Annotated in this window: 3 protein-coding genes and 1 pseudogene; 3 read left to right on the forward strand and 1 reads right to left on the reverse strand. The window is 66.4% G+C overall.

The genetic code is table 11. The features are described 5' to 3' along the window. Nucleotides 1-352: PLP-dependent transferase (locus tag EQG76_RS00870; protein WP_200840459.1), on the reverse strand; the 352-nt coding region annotated here is incomplete at its 3' end. Between the two features lie 205 nt (nt 353-557). Here EQG76_RS00870 and EQG76_RS00875 point away from each other — a divergent pair. The 3 genes and pseudogenes from EQG76_RS00875 to EQG76_RS00885 all read left to right on the forward strand — a co-directional run. Continuing rightward, on the forward strand, nt 558-1,580 hold the full coding sequence (locus EQG76_RS00875; RefSeq protein ID WP_159709746.1) for an amino acid ABC transporter substrate-binding protein: 1,023 nt from the start codon (nt 558-560) through the stop codon (nt 1,578-1,580). A 90-nt stretch (nt 1,581-1,670) separates the two neighbouring features. Continuing rightward, complete coding sequence (locus EQG76_RS00880; protein WP_159709748.1) at nt 1,671-2,852, forward strand: amino acid ABC transporter permease; 1,182 nt, start codon at nt 1,671-1,673, stop codon at nt 2,850-2,852. A 4-nt stretch (nt 2,853-2,856) separates the two neighbouring features. Continuing rightward, a pseudogene (locus EQG76_RS00885) lies at nt 2,857-3,224 on the forward strand (hypothetical protein); the annotation flags it as partial.

Genomic DNA, 3,224 nt, shown 5'->3' on the forward strand with positions numbered 1-3,224 from the left:
TCAGCAGGTGGTCGGCAGTATGCCGGGTCGGCTGGTACACGTTGTCCGCGATCAGCACGTGGTCGCCTGCCTGCAGGAGGGCCAGGAGCGTCGCCACGATCGCGCCCTTTCCCGAGCCCACCGTCACCGCACCGCCGGCACCCTCCAGCGTCGCCACCGCCTCCTCCAGCGCGAAGGTCGTGGGCGTGCCGTAGCGGCCGTAATTAACGACGCCAGGCCCTGGCCTAGCCGAGAGCAGGGCGTCCATCGTCGGGAACAGGATGGTCGAGGCCCGCTGGATCGGCGGGTTGACGATCCCGTCATTCTGCTCGGGATCGCGCCCGAGCGTGGTCACTAGGGTCGCGTCGCGCATCCGTTCCTCCGAAAACCGCATGCGCGGGCTAGCACGGCAAGCCGGCCCGGCGAAGCCGGGGCTGACGTCCACTCGGGTGATTCCTGCCCGGTGGCGGTTGGCAGCCCGAAGTTTGCGTGCCATGCCTGTTAGCGGATCGGGAGTGTAGGGCTACACTTCCATGAATGACGGCCGGGATTGGCCAAGAACCGAGGGAGAGCCTATCATGCGTCTTTCGAGTCTGCTGGGCGCCTGCGCGCTGGTCGCGCTCGGAGCCACGGCGGCACAGGCCGGGCCCACCCTGGATGCAGTGAAGCAGAAGGGGTTCGTGCAGTGCGGCGTGAACGTGTCCGGCCTGCCGGGCTTCGCCTCGGTAAATAACGAGAACCAGTGGTCTGGCCTCGACATCGACCTCTGCAAGGCCGTGGCCGTGGCCCTGTTCAACGATCCGAATGCCGTGAAGTACACGCCGCTGAACGCCAAGGAACGGTTCACGGCGCTGCAGTCCGGCCAGATCGACATCCTGTCGCGCAACACGACCAACACGCTGTCGCGTGACTCAGCGCTGGGCCTCGATTTCCCGGTGATCAATTACTACGACGGCCAGGGCTTCATGGCCAAGAAGGCGCTGGGCGTCCAGTCGGCGCTGGAGCTGGATGGCGCCTCGGTCTGCGTCCAGGCCGGCACCACCACTGAATTGAACCTCGCCGACTTCTTCCGCGCCAACAACATGAACTACCAGGGCGTGGTGTTCGAGAACAACGACGAGGTGAACGCCGCCTACGAGGCCGGCCGCTGCGACGTGCTGACTACGGATGCCTCGGGCCTCTACTCGACCCGCACCAAACTGCAGAACCCGGACGACCACATGGTCCTGCCCGAGATCATCAGCAAGGAGCCGCTAGGGCCGAGCGTGCGCCATGGCGACGACGAGTGGGCCGACATCGTCCGCTGGTCGTTCTACGCGATGGTCCAGGCCGAGGAATTCGGCATCACCAGCGAGAATGTCGAGCAGATCGCGGGCGAGACCCAGAACCCCGACATTCAGCGCTTCCTCGGCAAGATTGACGAACTCGGCGCCGGGGTCGGCCTGCCCAACGACTTCGGCCTGCAGATCGTCAAGCAGATCGGCAATTACGGGGAGAGCTTCGAGCGCAATGTCGGCATGGGCTCGACGCTCAAGATCGAGCGCGGCCTGAACGCGCTGTGGACCGATGGCGGGCTGCAGTACGCCATGCCGTTCCGCTGACCGATCCGGCGAGGGCCGCGACATGCGGCCCTCGCCGCCATCGTGCTATTATCGCTGACCGCAGGGCCCAGCGAGCAACCAGGAGCGATCATGGCGCAGTCCGCACCAAGGCCGCCGGCCCGGCCGCCGTTTTGGAACGACCCGCTCGTTCGCTCGATCATCTATCAGGTGCTGGCCATCGGCCTCGTGTGTGCGGTCGGGTGGTACCTGATCCACAACACGATCACCAATCTCCAGCGCCTGGGCGTCTCCACGGGCTTCGGCTTCCTCGGTCGGCCGTCCGGCTTCGACATCTCGCAGGTCCTGATCGACTACAACTCGACCTACAGTTTCGGCCGGGCCTTCCTGGTGGGCCTGCTGAATACCGCGCTGGTGGCGGTCTGCGGCATCGTACTGGCCACGATCATCGGCTTCCTGGTCGGGATCGGCCGGCTGTCGCGCAACTGGCTGATCGCGCGGCTGTGCACCACCTATGTCGAGATCCTGCGCAACATCCCGATCCTCCTGCAGCTCATCTTCGTCTACACGCTGCTGGTCTCGGTGCTGCCGGCCCCGCGGGAAAGCCTGTCCATCGGCGAGACCGTGTTCTTGAACACGAGCGGCCTGTTCGTGCCGCGGGTGATCCCGCTGCCCGGGGCAGGGCTGTTCTTCCTGTCGATCCCGATCGCCGTGGTCCTAGCCTGGCTGTTCGCGCGCTGGGCGCGCATCCGGCGCGAGCGCACCGGGCATAGCCTGCCACGCAACTGGATCACGCTCCTGATCCTGGTGGGCCTGCCGCTCCTGACCTTCCTCGCGACCGGCCGGCCGGTCGAGCTGGAATACACCACGATCGGCCGCTTCCGCCCGCAGGGCGGCTTCGCCCTCCAGCCGGAGTTCGTGGCGCTGGTGCTGGGCCTGTCGATCTACACCGCCTCCTACATCGCCGAGATCGTCCGCTCGGGCATACTGGCGGTCAGCAAGGGCCAGATCGAGGCGGCCAGTGCTCTGGGCCTGGATCGCAGCCAGATCCTGCGCCTGGTGGTGGTACCCCAGGCGCTCAGGGTCATCGTGCCGCCACTCACCAGCCAGTACCTGAACCTCACCAAGAACAGCTCGCTGGGCGTGGCGGTGGGCTATCCCGACCTGTTCAGCGTGGCCGGCACCATCAACAACCAGACCGGGCAGGCCGTGGAGGTCATCGCCATCACCATGGCAGTCTACCTCTTGTTCAGCCTGATCACCTCGGCCTTCATGAACTGGTACAACGCGCGCATCGCGCTGGTGGAGCGCTGACGCCATGGCCACGGACATCGCCCCTCCCGCCGCCGCCACCGCGGAGCTGCCGCCGCCGCGCAGCTCGGTCGGCCCGCTGGCCTGGCTGAAGCAGAACCTGTTCGCCACGCCCAGGGACACGGTGCTCACCATCCTGGTGGTGCTGTTTCTCGCCTGGGTAGTGCCGCCTCTGCTGCGCTGGGCGATCTTCGACGCGACCATTTCCGGCACGACCCGCGACGTCTGCACCTTCGACGGGGCGTGCTGGACCGTCATCAAGATGCGGTTCGGCCAGCTGATCTACGGCCTGTATCCGCCGGAGGCGCGCTGGCGGGTCAATCTGGTGGCGGTGCTGCTGATCCTCTCGCTGGTGCCGCTGTTCCTGCCATGGCT

The sequence above is a fragment of the Geminicoccus flavidas genome, from assembly GCF_009806515.1.
GTDB classification, from domain to species: Bacteria; Pseudomonadota; Alphaproteobacteria; order Geminicoccales; family Geminicoccaceae; genus Geminicoccus; species Geminicoccus flavidus.